General features: G+C 40.4%; 18 protein-coding genes and 1 pseudogene. 14 read left to right on the forward strand and 5 right to left on the reverse strand.

Annotated features, from left to right (window positions below; translation table 11 throughout):
* Positions 1–82 precede the first annotated feature (82 nt).
* Both EAH57_RS12385 and EAH57_RS12390 read right to left on the reverse strand, forming a co-directional pair.
* Positions 83–1,216 (reverse strand): CNNM domain-containing protein, encoded by a 1,134-nt coding sequence (locus tag EAH57_RS12385; RefSeq protein ID WP_121930306.1) that lies wholly within the window; start codon positions 1,214–1,216, stop codon positions 83–85.
* Positions 1,217–1,582: 366 nt separating this feature from the next.
* A complete protein-coding gene (locus EAH57_RS12390) occupies positions 1,583–2,047 on the reverse strand; it encodes a hypothetical protein (protein WP_121930332.1) in 465 nt (154 codons plus the stop codon).
* 288 nt (positions 2,048–2,335) lie between these two features.
* Between EAH57_RS12390 and EAH57_RS12395 the strand changes: the two genes are divergently transcribed.
* The 7 genes from EAH57_RS12395 (at position 2,336) to EAH57_RS12430 (ending at position 13,408) form a co-directional block, all read left to right on the forward strand.
* Positions 2,336–2,725: a tautomerase family protein gene (locus tag EAH57_RS12395; protein WP_121930307.1), complete on the forward strand. Its 390-nt coding sequence runs from the start codon at positions 2,336–2,338 to the stop codon at positions 2,723–2,725.
* Positions 2,726–2,855: 130 nt separating this feature from the next.
* Positions 2,856–4,073 carry a formate-dependent phosphoribosylglycinamide formyltransferase gene (gene purT / locus EAH57_RS12400; RefSeq protein WP_171407462.1) on the forward strand — a complete coding sequence of 406 codons (1,218 nt, stop codon included), beginning with the start codon at positions 2,856–2,858 and terminating at the stop codon, positions 4,071–4,073.
* Positions 4,074–4,145: 72 nt separating this feature from the next.
* On the forward strand, positions 4,146–6,812 hold the full coding sequence (gene glnD / locus EAH57_RS12405) for a [protein-PII] uridylyltransferase (protein ID WP_121930309.1): 2,667 nt from the start codon (positions 4,146–4,148) through the stop codon (positions 6,810–6,812).
* A gap of 62 nt (positions 6,813–6,874) precedes the next feature.
* A complete protein-coding gene (gene dapC, locus EAH57_RS12410) occupies positions 6,875–8,044 on the forward strand; it encodes a succinyldiaminopimelate transaminase (RefSeq protein WP_121930310.1) in 1,170 nt (389 codons plus the stop codon).
* Positions 8,045–8,204: 160 nt separating this feature from the next.
* Positions 8,205–8,765, forward strand: coding sequence for a hypothetical protein (locus tag EAH57_RS12415; RefSeq protein ID WP_121930311.1), 561 nt, complete (start codon positions 8,205–8,207; stop codon positions 8,763–8,765).
* A 310-nt stretch (positions 8,766–9,075) separates the two neighbouring features.
* The gene (locus tag EAH57_RS12425) at positions 9,076–10,263 is read left to right on the forward strand and encodes an efflux RND transporter periplasmic adaptor subunit (RefSeq protein WP_121930313.1); all 1,188 of its coding nucleotides are present in this window, start codon (positions 9,076–9,078) and stop codon (positions 10,261–10,263) included.
* 1 nt (position 10,264) lies between these two features.
* Positions 10,265–13,408 (forward strand): efflux RND transporter permease subunit, encoded by a 3,144-nt coding sequence (locus EAH57_RS12430; protein ID WP_121930314.1) that lies wholly within the window; start codon positions 10,265–10,267, stop codon positions 13,406–13,408.
* 42 nt (positions 13,409–13,450) lie between these two features.
* Here EAH57_RS12430 and EAH57_RS12435 read toward each other — a convergent pair whose 3' ends face one another.
* Together EAH57_RS12435 and msrB are read right to left on the reverse strand one after the other, a co-directional pair.
* Entirely contained in the window at positions 13,451–13,939 is a 489-nt protein-coding gene (locus EAH57_RS12435; RefSeq protein WP_004671491.1) for a glutathione peroxidase, read from the reverse strand.
* The gene (msrB, locus tag EAH57_RS12440; protein ID WP_121930315.1) at positions 13,936–14,355 is read right to left on the reverse strand and encodes a peptide-methionine (R)-S-oxide reductase MsrB; all 420 of its coding nucleotides are present in this window, start codon (positions 14,353–14,355) and stop codon (positions 13,936–13,938) included. Before msrB ends, EAH57_RS12435 begins: the two co-directional genes overlap by 4 nt.
* Positions 14,356–14,579: 224 nt before the next feature.
* Between msrB and EAH57_RS12445 the strand changes: the two genes are divergently transcribed.
* The 7 genes from EAH57_RS12445 to EAH57_RS12475 all read left to right on the forward strand — a co-directional run bounded on the left by EAH57_RS12445 (position 14,580) and on the right by EAH57_RS12475 (position 25,963).
* The gene (locus tag EAH57_RS12445; protein WP_004671494.1) at positions 14,580–16,010 is read left to right on the forward strand and encodes a pyridoxal phosphate-dependent aminotransferase; all 1,431 of its coding nucleotides are present in this window, start codon (positions 14,580–14,582) and stop codon (positions 16,008–16,010) included.
* A gap of 335 nt (positions 16,011–16,345) precedes the next feature.
* The gene (locus tag EAH57_RS12450; protein ID WP_121930316.1) at positions 16,346–17,413 is read left to right on the forward strand and encodes an asparaginase; all 1,068 of its coding nucleotides are present in this window, start codon (positions 16,346–16,348) and stop codon (positions 17,411–17,413) included.
* 183 nt (positions 17,414–17,596) lie between these two features.
* Positions 17,597–21,160, forward strand: coding sequence for a DNA polymerase III subunit alpha (dnaE, locus tag EAH57_RS12455; RefSeq protein WP_121930317.1), 3,564 nt, complete (start codon positions 17,597–17,599; stop codon positions 21,158–21,160).
* Positions 21,161–21,173: 13 nt separating this feature from the next.
* Positions 21,174–22,013 carry an RNA methyltransferase gene (locus EAH57_RS12460; protein WP_121930318.1) on the forward strand — a complete coding sequence of 280 codons (840 nt, stop codon included), beginning with the start codon at positions 21,174–21,176 and terminating at the stop codon, positions 22,011–22,013.
* On the forward strand, positions 22,006–22,827 hold the full coding sequence (gene cysE, locus EAH57_RS12465) for a serine O-acetyltransferase (RefSeq protein WP_121930319.1): 822 nt from the start codon (positions 22,006–22,008) through the stop codon (positions 22,825–22,827). Before EAH57_RS12460 ends, cysE begins: the two co-directional genes overlap by 8 nt.
* 105 nt (positions 22,828–22,932) lie before the next feature.
* Positions 22,933–23,832 (forward strand): ABUW_2363 family tetratricopeptide repeat lipoprotein, encoded by a 900-nt coding sequence (locus tag EAH57_RS12470; RefSeq protein WP_121930320.1) that lies wholly within the window; start codon positions 22,933–22,935, stop codon positions 23,830–23,832.
* 121 nt (positions 23,833–23,953) lie between these two features.
* Positions 23,954–25,963, forward strand: a complete 2,010-nt coding sequence (locus EAH57_RS12475) for an esterase/lipase family protein (RefSeq protein ID WP_121930321.1) — start codon at positions 23,954–23,956, stop codon at positions 25,961–25,963.
* Positions 25,964–26,022: 59 nt separating this feature from the next.
* Here EAH57_RS12475 and EAH57_RS12480 read toward each other — a convergent pair.
* Positions 26,023–26,154: pseudogene (locus EAH57_RS12480) on the reverse strand (pyridine nucleotide-disulfide oxidoreductase); the annotation flags it as partial.

Here is a 26,154-nt window from a genome sequence, read left to right on the forward strand (position 1 = left end):
AGAAGTCTAAAATATAGAAATAATAATGTGCTATTAGGCTAAATTATTTCAATGCCGATTTATATTATCGACATTGATGCTGTTACGATTGTGAAGGTGGGTCTAAATGAATACCCATTTTCCCAACACGTTTCTCCCACAACTGTCTTGCTAGTTTTTGCATATCCTCGACCTTGTCACCTTCATCAAGAATTTCAATACCAAGTAAAGTTTCAACCACATCTTCTAATGTGACCACGCCTTTGGTATCGCCATACTCTCCAACCACAAGTGCAATATGTTGACGTTGCTCCAGTAAAATTTCCATTAATCGAGATAAAGGTGTTTTTGCCATGACCGTTATGATTTCCCTGCGGAACTCATTAATCGAATGCCCACCTTGCCCGTGGTTCTTAGCAACCAACAAATCTTCACGTAGTACAAATCCAACCACACTATCCAAATCATTATCATAAATTGGTATACGTGAAAAATTAGAACTTGTCGGCATAGATAACACTTCATCGACCTTCAAATCTTTCTGTAGTGCAGAGACAACGATTCGTGGTGTCATCACCGTACTGGCATCAAAAGACTTAAAAAGAAAAAGGTTACGGATAATTTTAGATTCTCGATCATTCAACATCCCCTCTTCTTTACCAATACCTGCCATCGCAACAAATTCATCACGGCTAAATTGCTGAACTTTTTTTCCACCTGAAATTAACTTGGTTAGTTTTTCTGAAATGAGAATTAATGGATACATGATTTTGATTAGGAAATTGACATAAATCACTGTCAAACCAGCAAGTTGACGCCAATACACGGCACCTAATGTTTTTGGAATGATCTCTGAAGCAAATAAAATCAATAAGGTCATAACCGCGGAAAAAACGCCAAACCAGACTTGACCAAATACGGTGACTGCTTTTGCACCAGCACCAATCGCCCCTACTGTATGCGCTATTGTATTTACCGTCAGAATCGCAGCGAGCGACTGATCGATATTATCTTCTTTTAATCGTCTTAATTGTTCGGCTTTTTTAGGATCGGTTTCGTTTAAACCTGCGACATAACTCGGTGTGATACTGAGTAAAGTTGCTTCTGCAATCGAACATAGAAAGGAAAAGAATAATGCTAAAAAAACATATAGTAAAAGAAGCAATGCATCCCCACTAAGGGCGGAAGCGAAAGAGAATTGACCAACGGTTTCAGAAATTAAACTGGGAGTATCCATATGAGAACTTGGCTTTTAACCACAGGTTCCTTACGTAATTGAGGAAATTCATCCTACTTTTTCCCTTCAAATGAGTCAATGCCTTCAGCATTTTTTAAAGATTATTCTTTTACAATTTATGATTTTATTAAACCTCTCAGCATCAATAGCTCAGTTGACCTGTCTATCATTCGTTGCGTAATTGTCTAAAAGAACACACATACGGTATAAAACGTAGGCTATGGTTATTCGCTATTTTTATTTCAGCTTTATCCATAATAACGGCAGAACAAGATTTTTGTTCTGCCGATGAATCAATCAACAATATATATAAGCTATAAATCTGAAAATTGAGGAATGTAAGGGATTGCTAATTGAATGCTTAGCTTATTTAGGAGATGTATTCCCCAAAGCAGGATTATCAATCGCATCTTTGCATTGAGCTTTATCACGCTCATAGCTTACTTGCTTTTGCGTAGCGGCATTTGCATTATCTCTCACATCTCTTGCCCAGCTATCTAAACTGGTTAGAGCTTTACGACAGAGCGCGTATTTCCCTTCGGTGACTGAGTCTGTCATTTTGACATTGATCCGCCAATCTGTACTCAATTGACGTATAGGTTTTCTTACTTTTTCTTCGATATCATCAACTTGTTTATTATAAATAATAGGATCAATTTCATTGATCAGTTGCCATGCAGCATTTGCATAACTGGTTGCATCATTGGTCAGTTTCGGCGCAGGTTTAATCTCAACTCGTTTTTCGGTTTCGTTGTTTGAATTACCGCATGCAGCCAATAAAAAAGTGCTGCACAACATCATTGTCGCCACACGAGTTTTGCTATTAGACATATCAGATCGCCGATGAAACATTTGGGCTTTATGCTAGTCAATTTAAACAGAATTCTCAATCATTGTTACTTATTTACCAAGCGAACGATTCGCAGACTCAATTCACTGATTCTATGTTACTGTTTTCAATTCTTTTTCGACTTTATTAATTTTGAATAGACTTCTTTCATAAATCCCCTTGCGGAACTTCAATCGTTCCTCATTCTCCCGATGGGAAAAGTCCAAAGTGGCTAACAGAAGTTTAATCATCAGCGATATGTATAAACACAGTCACGGAGCAAATAAAAGATGTCCCAAATAAAAATTTATGCGTTGAATAAAACGATCATTCAATTTAGAGATCAACTTTCAGATGCCATCCATCAAGCTTTGGTGGCATGTTTGAGCTATCCAGTAGAAAAGAAATTTCAACGCTTTATTATTTTAGAGCAAGCCAATTTCATCTACCCTAATGATCGTAGTGACAACTATACGATTATTGAAATTTCAATGTTTGAAGGTCGTACAACTGAGGCGAAAAAGCGCTTGATCAAAACAATATTTGATAATATTCAACGACAATGCGGCATTCTTCCTCAAGATATTGAAATCACAATTTTTGAAACACCGAAATCTCACTGGGGAATACGGGGGCTAAATGCAGATGAATTACAGCTAAATTATCAAGTGAATGTCTAAAATGTCTAAACAGATCACAGTCATTTTAAGCTCTATATTTTGTCTAACAAAAAGCATGTTTTTTGTATCAATTAGAGCTTAATTTAACCTTAAGTTCTGCTATGCTTAAACACAAATTACTCAGGATAGGATTATTCGCATGAGCGTCACGCTAGGAACTCCACTTCAATCTTCGGCATTTAAAGTTTTAATGTTAGGTTCTGGAGAACTAGGTAAAGAAGTCGTCATTTCTTTACAACGCTTAGGGGTCGAAGTTCACGCCGCAGATCGTTATGATCATGCACCCGCCATGCAAGTTGCACATTTCGCTTATACCTTGAATATGGCTAATCCATCTGAATTAAAAAAACTGATTGCCAAAGTTAAGCCAAATCTTATTATTCCTGAAATTGAAGCTATTGCGACTGAAGTTTTAATTGAAATTGAACAAAACCAAACAGCAACAGTGATTCCTTCCGCCAAAGCAGTCAACTTGACCATGAATCGTGAAGGTATTCGTCGCTTGGCTGCCGAAGAACTCGGTTTACCAACCTCTGCTTACCGCTTTGCAAATACACTAGAAAGCTTCCGTGCTGCTTGTGACGATATTGGTTATCCAAATTTTGTAAAGCCAGTGATGTCTTCATCTGGTAAAGGTCAGTCTCGCGTAAAAAGCTTTGATGAAGTCGATACCGCTTGGGAATATGCGATGCAAGGTGGACGTGTCAATCAAGGCACGGTCATCGTTGAATCACAAATTGATTTTGATTTTGAAATTACCTTATTGACAGTTCGTGCTAAAAATCCAGAAACAGGTGAAATCGAAACTCACTTCTGCGATCCAATTGGGCATCGCCAAGATGCGGGTGATTATGTGGAAAGCTGGCAGCCTCAAGCCATGACTGCGGCTGCATTACAAGAGTCAAAACGGATTGCCAATAAAGTAACAACCGCTTTAGGTGGCTGTGGTATTTTTGGGGTAGAGTTATTTATTAAAGGCGATAACGTGTGGTTCAGTGAAGTCTCACCTCGCCCACATGACACTGGACTCGTCACTTTAGCATCACAATTTCAAAACGAATTTGAGCTGCATGCACGTGCAATTTTAGGTTTACCTGTAAATACGGCTCGTCATAGCATTGCTGCAAGTGCGGTGATTTATGCAGGCGTAGATTCAAATAATCTAAGCTTTACTGGCTTAAATCTTGCTTTAGCTAATCCAGATACTGACTTACGCTTATTTGCTAAACCAGAGGGTTTTAAACGCCGCCGTATGGGTGTTGTCACTGCTCGTGCAGAAAGTACAGATTTGGCGCGTGAACTCGCACAACACGCAGCTGACCAAGTGAGCGTAAAAACAAACGTTTAAACTTCCCTTGCATTGCAACAATCACAACTCGCCCTCTTGTATAAAGAGGGACTTTGATAGAAGACCATTTTCATGATCAATACTTCTCCATTGTTGAACTACGTCACCAGTCATCATGATATTCAAGCCATTAATCAATGGCGAAAAGATGTAGAAAAGCAATTACAAGAGAGTTATGAAAATGGTCAATCTATTCGTGACGTTATTAAAGCCCGTTCTAACTCGATTGATGAAGCACTGATATTTCTATGGAATCATGCTGGTCTCGATCAAACTGAATTAGGTTTATTTGCTGTCGGTGGTTATGGCCGTCGCGAAATGCTGCCTTATTCAGACACTGACATTATGATCTTGTCAGACGATGAGTTCAGTGAAGAACAAGAAAAGCTGATTTCTACTTTTATTTCATCGCTTTGGGATGTCGGTAATTTTAAACCGGGCATCAGCGTTCGTACGATTCAAAACTGTGTAGAACAAGCAACCAATGATTTAACCGTAGCAACCACGCTGATCGAAGCCCGTTTGATTACTGGAAATGAACAACTGGCAAAATGGCCACGTCGTATTGTTGCACAAACATGGACAGATCAAACCTTCTATGATGCCAAAATGGCAGAGCAAGCCAAACGCTATGCTCAACATAACAATACTGAAAGTAATTTAGAGCCAGATATCAAAAATGCACCGGGTGGTATCCGTGATATCAATCAAATTGGTTGGATTGCAAAACGCCACTTTCGTGTCAACCGTATCTACGACCTCGTTCATTTAGGCTTTATTACTGAATTTGAATTGGGTGTATTAGAGGAAGCTGAAAGCTTCTTATGGGAAATTCGCAACCATCTACACCGTTTAGCAAAGCGTGATGAAAACCGTTTGTTGTTTGACCACCAACGTGAAATTGCTGCAAAATTTGGCTACGTTCGTAAAGAAGGTCAGTCAGTAAATTTTGGCGTTGAACAGTTTATGAAGCGTTATTATCGTACCGCACAACAGGTTTCCACGCTAAGTGAAATGCTACTGGCATATTTCAACGAGTCAGTCATTACCCCTCGCTTGACTGAATATGACCGTCAAATTATAGAAATCAATGAACGATTTAAAATCGTAGATGGCAAACTTGCAGTTCAACATCATAAAGTTTTTTCCGAAACACCAAGCGCAATTTTAGAGCTATTCTATTTATTGGCAAATCACCCTGAAATCACAGGCATACGTGCTCGTACGTTAAGACTACTCGTGCTTGCAGCGAAACGAATTGATCAGCGTTTTAGAGATGATCCTGAACATCAAGCGCTCTTTATGTCGATTATTCGTTCACCCAATCGACTGTACGAAACAATGGTGTCCATGAAACGTTACGGCGTTTTAGGCAATTACATCCCCGCTTTTGGACAGATTACCGGATTGATGCAATACGACCTGTTCCACATCTATACAGTGGATGCACATACGTTATTATTGCTTCGTAATTTAAGCCGTTTTAAAGAACCAGAATTCGCCAAAGATTTTCCCGTTGTAAGCTCAGTTTTCCAACGGATTTCTAGACATGATATTGTCTACTTAGCTGCAATTTTTCATGATATTGCCAAAGGTCGTGGTGGTGACCACAGTGAGTTGGGTGCAATTGATGCAATTAAGTTCTGTCGAACACATGGTTTTACTGAGCGTGAATGCAAACTGGTTGCGTGGTTAATTAACAACCACCTACTCATGTCTCTCACCGCACAGAAAAAAGATATTTCCGATCCTGACGAAGTAAAGGAATTTGCTGAAAAAGTCGGAGATATGGAGCATTTAGATTATCTCTATACGCTAACTGTTGCTGATATTAATGCGACTAATCCAAACTTATGGAACACTTGGCGTGCCTCTTTGATGCGTCAACTTTATACCTATTCGCGTGATGTGGTACGTTCTGGTTTAGGGCGCCCAGTTGATTATCAAATGTTGATTGAAGACACCAAATTTGCTGCCAGCGAATTGCTCGTCAATGATTTCTCATTGGCTGAAGTTGAGAAAGTCTGGCAAGAGCTCGGCGATGACTATTTTGTCAAAGAGTCAGCAAACGAAATTGCATGGCATACACAGGCGATTTTACAGCACGGTGACAATCCTGAACCTTTGGTACTTTTACGCGCGCATCGTAATGCGGCTGAAGATGCAGTTCAACTCTTTATTTATACACGAGATAGACCTAATCTGTTTGCGACAACTGTTGCAGTATTGGACCGCATGAATCTCGATGTTCAAGATGCAAAAATTATCACCGCAAGTACAGCCTTTAGTTTAGATACCTATTTGGTTTTGGATCGTTTTGGTACTTTACTCACTGATCCTGAGCGTGAACACAAAGTAAAAACGGCATTGGTTGAAGCACTTAATCATTCAGACCAATACCCAGGCATTATGCAACGCCGTATACCACGTCATTTACGCCATTTTGATATACAAAATACGGTTGATATTGTACTTAACCCAACGTTACAACAACACATGGTCGAGATATCAACACTTGACCAACCGGGTTTACTTGCACGTATCGGCGGGCTATTTATGCTGCAGGGTCTAGACATTCACTCTGCTAAAATCGCAACACTGGGCGAACGTGCCGAAGATATTTTCTTTGTCACCAAGAAAAATGGTGTGTTGCTAACGGATGAAGAAGTTAAAGCGTTTGCGGAAATGCTCAAAGCAGCTTTGGACGAAGCATCAAATCAGATCTGCAATCCAACTTAACTTTTAATTTCCATCAATAATTGGGCGTATTCGATACGCCCCTACATGTGGTAACTGTTTAAATGAACTCAAGCTTGTCATTATTGCATCCCTATCCTTTTGAGAAGTTAACGCAACTTTTTAAAGATGTGCAACCTGCCAATTTACCGTTGATTCCACTCTCAATCGGTGAGCCTAAACATCCTGCTCCTGAGTTTGTTAAACAAGCGATTATTGATAATTTTTCACATTTATCGACTTATCCAAACAGTAAGGGCTTACCTGAACTGCGCCAAAGTATCGCAAAGTGGCTGACTCGACGTTTTAAATTGAATCAAATCAGTGCAGACGATCACATCTTGCCAGTTTCCGGCACACGTGAAGGCATCTTCTCTTTTGTTCAAGCATTGATTAAACGTGAAGATGCGCCCTATATCGTGATGCCAAATCCTTTTTATCAAATTTATGAAGGCGCAGCATTACTATCAGGTGCAAAGCCTTATTTTATCAATTGCACAGAAGAAAATGGATATTTGGGTGATTTTGACGCTGTACCTGCCGAAGTGTGGCAAAAAACAGCTTTATTATTTGTCTGTACACCTGGCAACCCAACAGGTGCTGTACTGTCTAAACAACAATTTAAAAAGTTGATTGCACTTTCAGATCAATATGATTTTGTGATTGCGTCTGATGAATGTTATTCAGAACTTTGGTTTGATCAAGCGCCAATTGGTTTGCTAGAAGTTTGTGCGGAAATGGGACGAGATGATTATAAAAACTGTATCGTGTTCCATTCACTCTCGAAACGCTCAAACTTACCGGGCATGCGCTCAGGCTTTGTTGCAGGTGATGCCGCATTACTCAAACCGTATTTGCAATACCGTACTTATCATGGTGCTGCGATGCCAGTACAGAATCAATTGGCTTCAATTGCAGCATGGAATGATGAAGCACATGTTGAAGAAAATCGTCAACAATACCGTGCCAAATTTGATTTATTCCAATCGGAATTGGGCCATTTACTGCCATTAAAAAAACCTGATGCAGGTTTCTACTATTGGCTAAAAGTTGATAATGATGAAACTTTTGCCAAATTGCTGATGGAAAAAGCGCACATTAAAGTTCTACCAGGTCGTTACTTATCTCGTGATACAGAACAAGGCAATCCGGGCGAAGGTCATGTTCGAATGGCGTTGGTTGCCGATTTAGCGCAATGTGAAGAAGTGGTTAAACGGTTAAAAGCGGTGCTTTAAATACAACCTCATCTAGAAGAATACAATTCTCTGTATTCTTCTAATTCTTAAGATAAAGTAAAACAAACAAATATATTTTTTTTAATGTAAGTAGACAACCCTGGTTATTAACCAATAAACCACCTCTAATAGACATAGATAGGTACTGGAATCACCGCTCATGACAAAATCAAAAATTTGGTTATCTATTCTTTTTACACCTTTACTTCTGCTTTCAGCATGTAACAAAGAACCAACTCAAAGTAATGTGCCTAAATCAACAGAACAAACAGCCAAAACACAACCCAACTGTGAGACAACCATAATTCAACTAACTCCGCCTCTGCGCGAAAAATATGCGCATCAGGTTGCCAATTACATCAACCAAAAAGTAAATAGTAATGACATTCAAATACAAAAAGTAATCGAAATTGGACTTTGGAGTGCCGCAAATATAACCACCCAAGTCAGTGACCCTGCATGGTTTATCTTTGAAAAAAAATTTAAACAAAAAAATGGAGAGCTGCAAGTCAAAGATGTTTGGGCAGGTATCGCTGAAGAAAGTGATCATCAAATGTTGATTGATCGGATCACCAAACTGGGCGCACCTGAAGATTTTGCCTATTGTTTTGCTGATGCTGTCATTCATATCAATACAAATGATGAGTATCAAATCGCTTTTTCTTTCCTACAGGATGCAGTGAAAAACAATGATAAACTCATTGTTGCAAATTATGGTTAAGTTCCGTTTGTAGTGATGAAGCATGTGAAAATAGCACTGTATTTGTCACAGCAATTCAACAGGTTAAAAAATAACGCTTCCAAATGCTTCTTCCCTTTAATAAGTTTAATGATCAGTAAAAGGAAGAAAATATAATAGACTTTTTGCATAAATCCCTTGTGTTTCTCCTGATGAAAAAAAACACAAAAAGGGTGTGAAGCGATGCTAAGCATAATCCCAAAAATCTCGAATATTCATTTCATTGACGATTGACCATCTGTTGAAATCTTGGTCTATACTTAGCCATCAAATTTTGGTGAACAATGGAAAAATGGTTTCTCAAACTCCTCAGAAAATAAATAAAAAAATTTGTCTCATTTTAGCAATCGTGATCGTACTGGTGATTATTTTAATCATTGTTCGGCAAATAGGCATTGCTAAAAAGCCAACGGACACAGACAAGAAAAAGGCACAATCAACTGAACAAAAGGCTGCGCTCACTGTTACAGTCGTGCCACCTGAACAACAGAACTGGAAACAAACCTTCACTGCAAATGGCAATGTTGCTGCTTGGCAAGAAGTCGTGATTGGCAGCGAACTATCTGGTCAACGTCTCACCAAAGTAAATGTCAATGTCGGAGATAAGGTAAAGCGTGGGCAAGTCCTTGCAGAAATTAATAGCGATACCATTCGAGCTAATTTAGCCTCGGCAAAGGCCAATTATGCTGAAGCGCAAGCCATACTCACCGACGCCATCACCAATCATAAACGCATCCAACAACTCAAAAACACTGGGGCTATTTCTGCCCAAGAATCCACACAATATCAAACGTCACAGACCACTGCACAAGCTCGACTTGATGCCGCTAGGGCACAAATACAAACCAATCAATTGCGCTTAGCACAAACTCAAGTGGTTGCACCAGATAATGGGGTGATTTCCACAAGAAGTGCCACAGTCGGTTCCTTGGCGCAAACAGGACAAGAGTTATTTCGTCTCATTCGAAATCACCGCTTAGAATGGCGTGCTGAAGTCACCACAACTGACTTATATAAATTAAAGCAAGGTATGACTGCTCGTATCTTTTCACCTGATCCAACTCAACCTGCGATCACAGGCAAAGTTCGAATGATTGCCCCTGTGATCGACCCACAAACACGTTATGGTTTAGTCTACGTTGATTTACCACCGACCGAAGCCGTTCGTATGGGAATGTTTGTCAAAGGTGAATTTGATTTAGGTGAAAAGTCCGCACTCACCATTCCACAAACGGCATTGTTATTACGTGATGGCTTTGCTTATGTTTTTATCGTCGATAAAAACAACCGCGTAACACAGCAAAAGGTGACTGTCGGACGTCGCTTAGGCAGTCGTGTAGAAATCTTAGACTTAGCAGCAAATGTAAAGGTCGTTTCCTCAGGTACTGGTTTCTTAGCAGATGGTGATTTAGTTCATATTGCCAAAGATATTCCAGACACGCCACTTAGCAAACAACTTGTGACGACACAGGAGCATTAAGATGAATGTTTCTGCTTGGTCCATCCGCAACCCTATTCCAAGTATTCTGTTATTCATTATGCTTGGCTTGGCAGGTCTTTTATGTTTTCACTGGATGAAAATCCAGCAGTTCCCAGATATTGAATTGCCCATGGTGACGGTGACTGCAGCTTTACCAGGGGCAGCACCACCACAACTTGAAACTGAAGTGGCTCGTAAAATAGAAAACTCGATTGCAACTTTACAAGGTTTAAGAAATCAATATACCAACATTCAAGATGGTGTAGTGAGCGTTACTGCAGAGTTTGAGTTGGAGAAACCGCTTCAAGAAGCTGTGGATGATGTTCGCAATGCGGTGTCACAGGTTCGCTCAGACTTACCAGCTGATTTAAGAGATCCAATAGTCAGCAAAATTAATCTGTCTGGTTCTCCGATCTTAACTTATGCGATTCAATCCCCCAAAATGGATGAGGAAGCACTGTCATGGTTTGTTGACTATGATATTGCTCGCGCTATGCTTCAAGTCAAAGGTGTCGGTGCAGTATCTCGTGTCGGTGGCGTCACACGTCAAATTGATGTCGAACTCGACCCTGAAAAACTATTGGCGCTCAATGCAACGGCGACAGACATTACCCGACAGCTACGCTTAATCCAACAAGATGCCTCAGGTGGCGAAACTAAAATTGGCGGTAGTGAACAATCTATTCGTACGATTGCGACAGTCAAAACAGCGGCTGAAATTGGTGCGATGAATATCGCATTGAGTGATGGTCGGCATATCCGCCTAGATCAAGTCGCAACAATCAGTGATGGAATAGCCGAGCGACGTTCTGCTGCCCTTTTAAATGGACAACCTGTTATTGGATTTGAAATCACTCGGAGTAAAGGTGCTAGTGAGGTTGATGTTGAAAAGGGTGTGATCATTGCTTTGGATAAACTCAAAGCTGCTCACCCCGACATTAAAATCACTGAAGCATTTAACTTTGTTAAACCAGTTGAAGATAATTACAAAGGTTCAATGTCTCTGCTATATGAAGGCGCAATTTTAGCAGTACTTGTGGTCTGGTTATTTCTACGGGATTGGCGTGCAACCATCATTGCTGCAACAGCTCTACCCCTCTCTATTTTACCCGCCATCATTGGCATGTATTACCTTGGTTTCACTCTCAATATCGTCACGCTACTCGCTATGTCTTTGGTGGTAGGGATATTGGTAGATGATGCGATTGTCGAAATTGAGAATATTATTCGGCATTTGAGGATGGGGAAAACCCCGTATGAAGCGGCCATGGAGGCTGCGGATGAAATTGGTCTTGCGGTTATCGCGACAACCTTTACCTTAATTGCAGTGTTTTTACCGACCGCATTTATGAGTGGTATCGCAGGTAAGTTCTTCGTTCAGTTTGGTTGGACGGCATCCCTCGCGATTTTTGCCTCACTCTTGGTTGCGCGTTTACTTACCCCGATGATGGCAGCTTATATTCTTAAACCATGGATTGGAAAAATAGACCATCCATTGCCGACCTCCTCGATGGAAGATCAAGGTCAAAGAGGTTTGGCCAAAGATCGTGAAAATGATGGTCGCGTCATGCGTATATACATGCGCTTAGTGACGTGGTGTTTAAATCATCGCTGGGTCACGCTATTTGGTGCAATCGTTTTTTTTATTGGCTCGCTCATGCTCATTCCATTGCTCCCAACAGGTTTCGTACCTCCCCCAGATACAGGACAAACCCAAGTTCGCGTGGAATTAACACCGGGTTCACAATTTTCTGAAACTTTAAAAACAGCAGAATACGCTCGCAACCTGATTAAAGACCATCCAGAAGTCAAAAGTGTCTATACAACTATTGGCGGTGGTGCAGCAGGTACAGATCCATTTGCTGGCGGCGCTTCCAGCGAACCTCGTAAAGCAACACTCACCATTCAAACCACCGAACGCTCTGATCGATCTGCGAGTTTGCAACAAATTGAAGATGAGATCAGACAACGTTTAGCCCCTCTCCCAGGCGCAAGGATCCAAGTCGGTATAGCTGGAAACAACAGTCAATATCAACTGGCACTTTCGGGTGATGATCCAGAAGCATTGATGGCGACTGCTCGTAAACTAGAGCGTGAACTACGCACCATTCCTAATATTGGTAGTGTGAGTTCAAGTGCCGCACTGATTCGTCCTGAACTGGTTGTTCGCCCGGACTTTGCCAAAGCAGCTGATCTCGGTATCACCAGTTACGACATTGCTGAAACGCTAAGAATCGCGACCGCTGGCGACTTTGATCAGAACTTGGCCAAGTTGAATTTGTCGCAGCGCCAAATACCGATTGTAATTAAACTTCCGTTGTCAGCACGTCAAGATGAAGCGCTCATTAAGCGCCTCATCATCAAAGGAAATCAAGGTCCAGTCATGTTAGGTAGCATCGCTGATGTAAATATTGAAAGTGGGCCTTCACAGATCGACCGATTTAATCGTATGCGTAATATCAACCTGAATATTGAGCTCAACAATCAACCTTTAGGTGACGTGACTGCACAAGTTGATCAATTACCGACCATGAAAAACTTACCGCCTAGCGTAACACGCACCAATATCGGTGATGCTGAAGTGATGCAGGAACTATTTTCAAGTTTCGGTTTAGCTATGCTCACAGGTGTACTGTGTATTTATGTGGTGCTGGTGCTTTTATTCAAAGATTTCTTACAACCGATTACCATTTTAGTCGCATTACCTTTATCACTTGGTGGCGCATTCGTTTTACTTCTTTTAGCGAAAAGTAGTTTCTCTATGCCAAGTTTAATTGGTTTGATTATGCTGATGGGGATTGCGAGTAAGAACTCGATTCTCTTGGTCGATTACGCGATTATTGCGCGCAATGAAAAAGGCTACTCTCGTTTTAATGCCTTGTTGGATGCATGTCATAAACGTGCGCGTCCGATTATCATGACAACGTTAGCAATGGGCGCTGGTATGTTGCCGATTGCATTGGGTATCGGAACAGATCCAAGTTTCCGCTCGCCAATGGCAATTTCAGTGATTGGTGGGTTAATTACCAGTACCTTCTTGTCGTTATTGGTCATCCCAGTGGTCTATACCTTTATTGATGATATCAATCGCAAGCTGCACAGCTTTAGGAAATCCCAACCCGTGACAACAAAATCGCCACACTAATGTAAAAAGACGGTCAAATGACCGTCTTTTCTATCACTATTTTTACTTCTTCGCCAAAGCTTTTTCAATATCGGCTTCCAAAGCTTCTGGTTTCGTCGTTGGTGCATAACGCCCTAAGACCTCACCATTACGCCCAACCAAAAATTTGGTGAAATTCCACTTAATATTACGGCTCCCCAAAATACCTTTGGCTTCTCGTGTTAAAAAACGAAAAATCACATGTGCTTCAGGTCCTTTTACATCAACCTTTGCGAACATCGGAAAATCTACACCATAATTGCGTTGGCAAAATGTCCCAATCTCCTTATTGGTACCTGGATCTTGTCCGCCAAACTGATTGCATGGAAAACCTAAAACTTCTAAGCCTTGAGATTTATATTTTTCATAAAGTTTCTCAAGCCCCGCAAATTGTGGGGTAAAGCCACACTTACTGGCTGTATTTACAATCAGCATGACCTTGCCTTTATAATCAGCGAGCGCTTTTATATCTCCCTCTAACAACTCAGCTTCAAACTGATAAATATTACTCATGGATAAGTTTCCTCGTCATTCTTTTCTTGTGTTTTAAGTTGTAATGATGCCGAATTTACGCAATAACGTAGACCAGTCGGTTGTGGGCCATCCTCAAAAACATGCCCTAAATGTGCGTCGCAATCATGGCAGACTATTTCTGTTCTGACCATACCATGAGACAAATCTTCGTGTTCTTCTACCGCAACGCTATCAATTGGGCGATAGAAACTAGGCCAACCACAGCCACTGTCAAATTTTGTTTCAGAAGAAAATAATTCAGCGCCACAACAACGACATATATACACCCCATGTTGCTTATTATTCCAATATTGACCTGTAAAAGCAGGTTCTGTACCTTTCTTACGGGTAATACGATATTCTTCTGGCGATAGCTCTCTTTGCCATTCTCGGTCAGTTTTATTAACTTTTCCCATGACAGATTCCTTCTTATTTCACTATTTAAAATAGAATAATCCTATATTTACGTCATTCATTATAAAATTTCTAGTCTTAACGAAATAAGTTACAAAACACCCATAATTAGAAAGCAAAAAGAGAGCATATCAATAAAATATGGTGAGCAATTTTATTTAACATGTGCTTTCAAGAAAGCAAAAACAATGTTAACCTTATTTCTATTCTTGCTTGAGATTAAAAAATGTCGCAAAAAAAAAGCGTTATTTTTAAAAGTCTACTGCCCGTGATTAAACAATATCAACAGGATGGATTTACGCATGAAAAAATTGTCACATTGCTTAGAGATCAACATGATCTTGATTTAGTCACAACTGAAACATTTAAAAGTTATTTATATCGCTATGCCAAAGTGAACCCCACTCTTTCCGAGAACACCAAGATGAATAACACGATTCAAACCCCACGAGAAATCAAAAAATCTTCTAAGCTCGAGCATGTTTGCTACGACATTCGTGGTCCTGTGTTACGAGCCGCCAATGAAATGGAAGAACAGGGTCATAAAATCATTAAATTAAATATTGGCAACCCTGCACCTTTTGGTTTTGAAGCGCCGCAAGAGATCATCAATGATGTCGCTTTAAACTTGCCAAATGCAATTGGTTATACGGATTCAAAAGGGATTTTCCCTGCGCGTAAAGCTATTTGTCAGTATTACCAACAAAAGGGCATTTTTGATATGCATGTCAATGATGTGTATGTCGGCAACGGTGTCTCTGAACTGATCGTGATGGCCATGCAAGGCTTACTGAACGATGGCGATGAAATGCTGGTACCCATGCCCGATTATCCATTATGGACTGCAGCAGTAAACTTATCTGGTGGTACCGCCATTCACTATAAATGTGATGAAGAAAATTATTGGTATCCTGACATTGCGGATATGGAGAGTAAAATCACGCCGAACACGCGTGGGATTGTGGTGATTAACCCAAACAACCCAACGGGCTCAGTTTATCCACGCCATGTTCTTGCACAAATTGTTGCGTTGGCAAAGAAATACGATTTGATTTTATTTGCGGACGAGATTTACGACAAGATTATTTATGACGGCATTGAGCATGTAGCCGTAGCCGCTTTGGCAGGTGATCAACTATGTGTTTCATTCAATGGTTTATCAAAAGCCTATCGTATCGCAGGTTATCGTGCAGGTTGGATGGCGATTACAGGTAATAAAGCACGTGCAGCAGATTATATTGAAGGCTTAGACATGTTGGCATCTATGCGTTTATGTGCCAACCATCAAGCGCAATATGCTATTCAAACGGCTTTGGGCGGTTATCAATCGATTAACGACTTAATCCGTCCGGGTGGTCGTCTATATGAACAGCGAAATATTGCTTGGGAAATGCTCAATGAAATTCCGGGCGTGAGTTGTGTCAAACCTGAAGGTGCGATGTATTGTTTCCCTCGACTTGATCCGGATGTTTATCCAGTTGAAGATGATGAGGCATTAATGTTGGATTTATTGAAAGCTGAAAAAGTATTACTGGTACAAGGAACAGGATTTAATTGGCCGACACCAGACCATTTCCGTGTGGTATTTTTACCCGCAGAAAATGAACTACGAGAAGCAATTAACCGCTTAGGCCGCTTCTTAGCCACGCGTCGTTAATCAATAAAATTAAGAGCAATGTCTAAGCTAGACATTGCTTTTTTATTTTAGACTACTCCGTCTGTAATTTGGAAAAATCGCACCAAGATGATGCAAAACTATGCATTGCATTATAATTTGATTGCAAACAACTGATATTGTTAGTTTTAATCCACTATTCAAACACTATTAATAAAATTATCCATTTAACTATTCGAGCAACTATTAGCCCTCGAAGCGCACCCCAATAAAAAATAAAATGCCAATGATTTAACGACTAAAAATTCAAATAATAGTCGCAATGTCTGGCATAGGCATTGTGTTTCAATGGAAGATAAAATACAGGATTGTCATTAATGATTAATAAAACGGTTAAATCATTAGGGTTAGGATTAACTCTACTTGCTGCATCGGTTTCATTGTATGCAAAAAATAATGTAGTCGTTATCGCAACAGGCGGTACGATTGCAGGTGCAGGTGCAAGTTCGACCAACAGTGCAACCTATACAGCAGCTAAAGTACCTGTCGATGCATTAATCAATGCTGTACCTCAAATTAAAGATTTAGCCAATGTAAGTGGTGTACAAGCGTTACAGATCGCCTCTGAAAATATTACGGATAAAGAGCTTTTATCTTTGGCACGACAAGTCAACGATTTAGTCAAAAAACCATCGGTGAATGGCATTGTAATTACACACGGTTCTGATACGCTCGAAGAAACAGCGTTCTTCCTAAACCTTGTTATTCATACCGACAAACCAATTGTTCTAGTCGGTTCAATGCGTCCATCAACTGCTCTTTCTGCCGATGGTCCTCTCAACCTTTATAGTGCTGTTGCCCTTGCTTCATCTAATGAAGCTAAAAACAAAGGGGTATTGGTTCTGATGAATGATTCTATTTTTGCTGCGCGTGATGTCACCAAAGGAATCAATATTCATACCAATGCCTTTGTCAGCCAATGGGGTGCATTAGGTACTTTGGTTGAAAAGAAACCTTATTGGTTCAGAAACTCATTAAAGCGTCATACTACGACATCTGAATTTAATATTGAAAATATTAAAGGCGATCAACTCCCTGTCGTTCAAATCGCTTATGGTTCTGACTCTATGATTACAGATGCTTATGTTGCTTATGCAAAAGCTGGCACCAAAGCAATTGTAAATGCTGGTACAGGAAATGGTTCGATCGCAAATTACATCGTACCAACATTAAAACAGCTACGTGATGAACAAGGCATTCAAATTATTCGTTCGTCTCGCGTCGCTCAAGGATTTGTTTTACGTAATGCAGAACAACCAGATGATAAATATGGTTGGGTCGCTGCACATGACTTAAATCCACAAAAAGCACGTATTTTAGCGGCTCTTGCACTCACGAAAACCAATGATGCAAATGAGATTCAACGGATGTTCTGGGAATATTAATTTAAGCCTGTAATATTTAAGTCGATGGAATTAAACCGATGTATATGTATAGATCACATATACATCGGTTTTTTCTTTGCTGCTTAAAATAAAAAGTAGATATGATCTTATTGCAAAAATATTAGACAACAGCCATACACAGAGCATGTTAGAATAATCGACGGTCGTGTTAAGGATAGATTTATGCAGTTTGTTCATCTTGGTATTCATACAGAATTTTCGATTACGGAATCGATTGTTCGCATACCTGATTTGGTCAAAGTTGCCGTAAAAGATGAAATGCCTGCACTGGCACTTACAGATTTATCTAACTTACATGCTGCTGTGAAATTTTATGAGGCTTGCCTAAAGAAAGGTATTAAACCAATTCTTGGCAGTGTGATCCGCCTCAATGATGCTGAACATAGAGCCACCCTATTAGCCATGAGTAATACAGGTTGGAGAAGTCTAACCGAAATCGTTTCTCGTGGCTTTATCGAAGGTCAACAGCTCAGCATTCCCTGTGTACAAAAAGATTGGATACTCGAACAATCTGAAGATTTAATCGTATTACTTGGGCAACGTAGTGATGTCGGGCAAATGCTCTGCTCATCCAACCCGCAAAAAGCTGAGCCATTATTAGAAGCTTGGATCGAAAAGTTTGGTAATCGCGTCTATTTGGCACTCACGCGCACTGAACGTGCTGGTGAAGAGGATTTTATTCAGCAAGCCCTTAAACTTGCAGAAAAATATCAAATTGGTGTGGTTGCACATAATGATGTGCACTTTATCGAACAACATGATTACGATGCGCACGAAGCACGTGTTTGTATCGCTGATGGTTATGTATTGGGTGATAATAAGCGCCCTAAAAACTTCAGTTCAGAACAATACTTTAAAACTGGCGAACAAATGTCTGAACTATTTTCAGACATTCCGAGTGCGATCGCTAACAGTTACTACATCGCGCAACGTTGTAATGTCGCGTTGCAATTGGGTACTTATTTCTTACCCGACTTCCCGATTCCAGATGGTTATACCATTGATAGTTACTTCGAACATTTATCTCGTGAAGGCTTAGAAGAACGCCTTAATCATCTTTATCCGATTACAGAGCGCGATGAAGACTGGACGGAAATTCGTAAGCCCTATGATGAACGAATTAAGTATGAAGTCGATATTATCCTGAAAATGGGTTTCCCCGGATATTTCCTGATCGTCATGGACTTTATTCAATGGGCCAAAAATAATGGTGTGCCTGTTGGTCCCGGACGTGGTTCGGGTGCAGGGTCTTTGGTCGCATATAGTCTAAAAATTACCGATCTTGATCCCCTGCGTTATGACCTTCTCTTTGAACGTTTCTTAAATCCTGAACGTGTCTCAATGCCCGATTTCGATGTCGATTTCTGTATTGCAGGTCGTGACCGTGTCATCGAATACGTTGCTCAAAACTATGGTCGTGAAGCGGTTTCACAGATTGCCACGTTCGGTACGATGGCTGCAAAAGGTGCGATTCGAGATGTCGCACGTGTATTAAGTAAATCGTATGGTCTAGCCGATCGTATTTCAAAAATGGTACCAACCAAACCGCTTGGTGTTGATTTGGCAACAGCCATCGACATGGAACCGCAACTTAAAGATATTGTCACCAATCCTTCAAATCCAGATCATGACGATGCCGCTGAAATTTGGGAAATGGCGCTCAAACTAGAAGGCATCACGCGTAACACGGGTAAACACGCTGGTGGTGTGGTGATTGCACCAGGGAAAATTACCGACTACTCGGCTGTTCTGTGTGAAGCTGATGGTACTGGTCGTGTTGCGCAATATGACAAAGATGATGTCGAAGCCGCTGGTCTGGTCAAGTTTGACTTCTTGGGTTTACGTAACCTGACCGTAATCGAAGATGCTGTTCAAAATATTAACAAACGCATTAAATCGGCAGTTCCGTTAAATATTGTTGATGTGCCATTGGATGATAAAGATGCCTATCTTGTATTTGCCAATGCAAATACAACTGCGGTGTTCCAGTTTGAATCCGTCGGCATGAAAAAAATGCTGAAGGAAGCGAGACCAAGCAAATTTGAAGAAATTATTGCCTTCGTTTCCCTATATCGTCCGGGTCCAATGGATCTTATTCCAGACTTTATCCATCGTATGCATGGCGGTGAGTTTGAATATCTGCATCCTTTACTTGAAGGCGTATTAGAACCAACCTACGGTATTATGGTTTATCAAGAACAGGTGATGCAGGCTGCACAGATCTGTGCAGGCTATACGCTTGGTGGTGCAGATTTACTCCGTCGTGCGATGGGTAAAAAGAAACCCGAAGAAATGGTAAAACAACGCCAAATCTTTACTGAAGGTGCAGGACAAAAAGGGATTGATGTCTCAACTGCAAACCATATCTTCGACTATATGGAAAAGTTCGCAGGTTATGGTTTTAACAAATCCCATGCCGCAGCATATGCCTTAGTTGCCTACCATACAGCTTGGTTAAAAGCGCATTACCCTGCTGAGTTTATGGCGGCTGTACTGTCATCGGAAATGCAAAATACCGACAGTATTGTATTTTTAATTGATGACTGTCGTAATAACAAATTAGACGTGCTTCCACCTTCGGTAAATATGTCGTTGTATCACTTCCATGCCAGTGATGAACAAACCATTGTGTATGGACTCGGTGCGATTAAAGGTGTCGGCGAACAGGCGATGCAGTCTGTAATTGACTCGCGCACCAAAGAAGGTCCTTATAAAGATTTATTTGATTTCTGTCATCGTATTGATCTGAAAAAAATCAACAAACGAACCTTGGAAGCTTTAATTCGTGCAGGTGCACTGGATTGTTTAGGTATTGAACGTTCAAGCCTCATGGCGCAACTTCCTGAAGCGGTACAAGCTGCTGAACAAGCGCGAAGCAACCGCGAAACAGGGATCATGGATTTGTTTGGTGAAGTTGAAGAAGTTCAGCGCAAACCCGCCAAACCCGTTAAACCGTGGGCTGATGAAGTTCGCTTAAAAGGTGAAAAAGATACGCTTGGTTTGTACTTAACAGGTCATCCAATTGATGTCTACCGCCCTGAATTAAAATCATTTGTACCCGCAAAACTCAATGAACTCACGCCAACACGTCGCGGTGTTACCACTGTTTTTGCTGGATTGGTTGTCGACATTGCAAACTTTCCAAACCGTATTATGATCACCTTAGATGATGGTACAGCACGTGTTGAGATCAGTTGTAATCACGAACGTTTTCAACGCTATAAAGAGATCGTTCGACCAGATCAGGTCGTGGTTATTGAGGGTGAAATTTATGAACGTGAAGGCTTCGACCGCCCAATGGCAAGGTTAAGCAAGGCATTTAGTTTAAATGAGATTCGCCAGAAACGTGCCCAAAGTATCCAAGTTCGCTTAAGCCACGATTTAATGACAAAATCATTGGCCAAAGATCTGCAAACTCTGCTACTACCCTATTGTAATATTGATATGTGCCAACATATTGGCCTACACATACAAATTGAACAAAGCTTTGCAACCGCAGAATTACACTTAGGTGCGCAGTGGAAAGTTGCACCTCTAGATGAATTGCTGGCCAAGTTGCGTGATTATTTTGGTAAAGATGCAATTTTTATTGAATATCAAGTGAAATCAAAAGCAGCAAAAGTGGCTGAAGCACCTAAAGTCAGTGTTGTTGCCCCACCACCTGAAAATATGTCAATGGATGAAGCTTTAGATCTTTATCAAACTGAAATCTCTCAATATTCTTAAATTTGGATGATATATGAACCTGTTTGACTCAAACAACGTGTCCAAACATTTGGATCATGTGCGTATTGTCATGGTCAATACGACACTACCTGCAAATATTGGTAGTGCGTTACGTGCAATGAAAACGATGGGGTTAGCTAAACTTGTCTTAGTTGCGCCCAAAACTTATCCGCATCCAGATATTGATGCGTTAGCAGCAGGTGCACAAGATTTAATTGAACAGATCGAAATTGTGGACACTTTAGAAGACGCGATTCAAGACTGTCATTTGGTGTTTGGTACCAGTGCGCGTAGTCGCACGATTCCGTGGCCTTTACTCGATGTTCGACCTGCTGCAAAAGAAGCATTGCAAGCAGCAAAGCAACAACAAAATATTGCGATTGTCTTTGGTCGTGAAGATCGTGGCTTGACCAACGAAGAATTGGCTTTAGCAAATTACCATTTAACCATTCCTGTCGATCCTGAATATGGCGTGCTCAATGTGGCTCAAGCGATCCAAGTGGTTTGTTATGAGTTGCGTATGGCTGCACTTGAACAAAATACTCAAGCGCTCAGCATGCCTGATGACCACATGCAACTCAAACAACAACAAAGTATGCAGTGGGATGAACCTCTCGTAAATCAACAGCAAATGGAAGAGTTTTACCCCCATTTAGAAAAAATGCTCACAGAAATTGAGTTTTTAGACCCAAATAATCCCCGTTTACTTCCATTACGCTTGCGTCGTTTATTTGGAAGGATACAATTAGATCGTATGGAATATCATTTATTACGCGGAATATTTAGTCGAGTGCAAGCACTTGCGAATGGTTCGTGGAAAAAAAACACGAAGGAGGATCAGTCCAATGATTAAACAGCTTAAAGAAGATATCGAAGCTGTATTTGCACGTGATCCTGCTGCACGCAATACACTCGAAGTTCTGACCACTTATCCGGGTATTCATGCATTGATTATGCATCGCATGGCACATGAGTTATGGAAAAAAGAATATAAAGGCACTGCCCGCCTGCTGTCGTCTTTTAGTCGATTTGCAACAGGTATCGAAATCCATCCGGGTGCGAAAATTGGCAAACGTTTCTTCATAGATCATGGCATGGGTGTTGTGATTGGTGAGACTGCTGAGATTGGCAATGATGTAACCCTATACCACGGTGTTACTTTAGGTGGTACGACATGGAATAAAGGCAAACGTCACCCTACTTTAGAAGATGGTGTTGTGGTTGGTGCAGGCGCAAAAATTTTAGGGCCTTTTACTGTACATAAAGGCGCAAAAGTTGGTTCTAATGCGGTCGTGACAAAAGAAGTCCCTGCTGGTGTAACCGCTGTAGGTAGTCCTGCTCGTTATATTTTCAAACAACCAGCAACAGTAGAACAAACAGAGCAAGAAGCCCTGCGTCGAGACTATGCAGAGAGTATTGGGTTCGAACCATATGCAACAACTGAAGAGCAGGCTGATCCAATTTTAGAAGGTATTCGTGTTCTACTAGATCGTATGCAGAACAATGAAAAACGCATGAATACGCTCTGTCAACGACTCTCGCTACTTGATCCAACGTTTAAAGGTCAAAATTCTAAAACTCAACCGTTTAGTAAAGAAGAGTTAAAAATTATTGAAGAAGTTCGACGTGAATGTGAAGCGCAAAGTATTCCATCAAAAATGGAGTAAATTATAAAAATACAACATGTCATACATTGCAAGTTGGTTTCGCTTTTCCTAGACTAGCGAAATCAATCTCTTTTATCACCTTACTAAAATTAATGGATATAGATCATGAATTTTAAGCCTTTGGCATTACTCGTACTTTCAACCTCATTTCTAACCGCATGTGGTCTTGCACCAACAAAAAAAGAAAGTGTTGCTGAACCTTTTGTATTTAAAGAACCTGATCCTACTCCAGCTTTCTATGCTTTAAATCCAATCCAGTATGATGCACCGCCAAGCTTTGAAATGGCGATTAAAGATGCCACAGCTCAACCCGTGACCAAAATGGTTGTTTCATTGCAAAATGATCCATCTAAATCAATGACTTTGGATGTAAACAAACTTATTGTCCCAACAATTGATAGCAAACAACACAGCATGAAATATGCTGTACTCGCTGGCGATAACGAAATTGATGTCACTGAAATTGATGATTTTTTACAATTGGTTGAAGGTAAAGCACGCCATTACCCTCCACGCTTCCCTGATCGCCAAGAGCGCAAAGGCTATGAAGTAAAACTGAAAGAAATCACACATAAACTTGATGCTTTAGCAGAAAAACCAAATGCATCATTTGATGTATTAACCCGTGCGTTCAAAGCTAGCGTGATGGCGCGCAACTTAGATTTGGGTACATCTTATACTTCTAAATCTTTAAATTATGCACAACGTATTCTTGCCATTAGCCCAAATGATCCTGAAATCAATTTCTGGTTCGGTTTTGGCTTATCTGAAGGTGGCGGTCAACGTGAAGCAATTCCGTATTTAGATAAAGCAATCAAAGGCGGAGTTCAAGAGGCTTATCTTTCTGCCGCGAATAACTATCTTTGGTTAGAACAGAAGAAAAATGCAATTCAAACCTTAAAGAACTATAAAATTAAATTTCCAGATGAAGCAGAAGTGGCTGACCGCTTAATTCATGAAGTCGAATCTGGTAAACGCTGGAATGTTTGGCAAGTGATGAACTAAATTCATCTCCGCGTTAAATATAAATAGGCTGTTTGTGTACAGCCTATTTTTTATTCATTGAAAAAACATCTTATTTCAGTATTATAACTATAATCATTATCACGACCTATACTGATCCAACATGCAAGCATTTACCTCCAATAAACGTCTATTTGCTATCAGCTTGCTCAGTTCCCTCATGTTCAGTGGCTGTCAGGTTGTCAGCCTAAAAGAACAAGCTTTGAATGTCACCATTGCCAATGAACGCAACAGTATTTTGACACAAAAAAAGCTCAGTGAAGCCAGCCTCAATGTGCTTTCCATGTCTGGCAAAGCCGCTAAGATTTGTATGGAAACACCCAATGAATGCGTCGCTGATTTACATGAAATCCCACAGATCTTGGATGAACAATTACTATCAACCGCAAGCGAGTTATATCTCGCTAAAGCCATGGCATTATCAGAGTCATCTGCATGTAAAATCAGTAAACTGACCAAGCATAAAGCTGAAGAAGAACAAAAAGTTATCCAAAAAGCCTATGAGCAATGTTTAGATCAAGAACTCGATGCTTTGGATAAAACAATTCGTTATAGTTATGCTTATTTATTTAAAACGACTCGCCAGCCACAAGAACGCCTATTTGATAACCGCCAAGTACAAATTCGAGATTTTTATAATCAAGCTTTAGCTAGACTGATACAAGTTCACAAAAACCGATATCCGAAACAAGCACTTGAACCTACGATTAAAATCGGAAAAAGCATCTATTCACTTGATTTAAGAGAATACCAGCGTTTACTAAATGAAAACTTAGAGCAGTTTATTTCTAGCTATAACATGAATTTTTCAGGCTTACGCGCACTTAACCGTCGTGATGGCTTTGGTTCTGATTTTGTTGCAGTCTTTGCCACGTCAGATCATCAACATGATAATCAATATATACTCGACCCATTAACTCATAACTTCCCTAACGGAATAAACCCCAATATCCACCCAGCACGTTATTTGGCTTCGACCATTATTGCCCAACCCAAAAAAACTGCTGTGACTATCAAAGATGTATTGACCAGTCCTGACTTTGAAATTAAAGCTTATGACCCCTATAACACAGAAAAAGTAAATATTGCAGGTAAGCCCTACTCGCTTGCAGCGAACTTCTCTGCACCGTATGGACTTTGGTTGGCAGAAAATAATTTAGGTGCGGCAGCATATTTAAGCTTGATTGATCGAGATCAGCGTTTAACCATGCCACATCTATACATGTTAGAACCGTACAATCCAAATAAGAAAATAATTGTGCTCGTTCATGGTCTTGCAAGTAGTCCTGAGGCTTGGATTGCGGTAACCAATGATATTATGGGTGATACGGTTTTACGTGAACAATATCAAGTATGGCAAGTTTTCTACTCAACCAATATGCCAATCTTAGAAAGCCGTTTCCAGATTTATGCATTATTAAAACAAGCATTTTCTTCATTAAGTCCTAAAGATGCCGCAGCAAAAGATGCTGTTCTCATTGGTCATAGTATGGGCGGGATTATTAGTCGACTTCTGGTCAGCGATGTTGATCTATCCAAACAAGCATTAGCAATGATGAGTAGTCGCCAGCAAACACAACTGAGAAAACATCCCGCGATTAGTGAACGGCTCAGAATGAAACCAATTACAAACTTTGATCGAGCCATTTTCTTGGCTTCACCACATCGTGGTACTGATTATGCCGATCGTTGGTTTACCTTAGCTGCGCGTAAAATCATTCGTTTACCCGCAACGTTCTTAACTACTTTGGCGGATACTTTAACCAGTGATGATATGGAACTTAAAGATTTTGTCAAAACGCTAACCAGTGATGTTATTCAAAATGGCCCAAGTGATTTAAGCAAAAAATCAAAATTCATGGAACTGACTGCCGATATTCCCCCTGAAAAGGGTTTAGTTTTCCATTCAATTATGGGCAATGTTACCAAAAGTGACGATCCCAATATCATTACCGATGGCATCGTCCCTTATAAAAGTGCGCATTTAGATGGTGCGGTCTCTGAAAAGATCTTACCCGGTGGACATTCAATACAAGAAACACCTGAAGCAATTTTAGAATTACGTCGAATTCTGCGTCAGCATCTTGTTGATCATGGTTTATATAAACCTTAACGCAATAAAAAATGCCCAAACAAGTTTGGGCATTTTTATATTCACAAGCTCACGAACAATTAACTGCCAGAACGAATCATATAATCAAAAGCAGAGAGTGAAGCTTTAGCGCCTTCACCCGTCGCAATGATGATTTGTTTATAAGGCACAGTGGTACAGTCACCCGCAGCAAACACACCTTTAACATTGGT

The organism is Acinetobacter sp. 2JN-4 (assembly GCF_003687745.1).
Taxonomy (GTDB): Bacteria; Pseudomonadota; Gammaproteobacteria; order Pseudomonadales; family Moraxellaceae; genus Acinetobacter; species Acinetobacter halotolerans.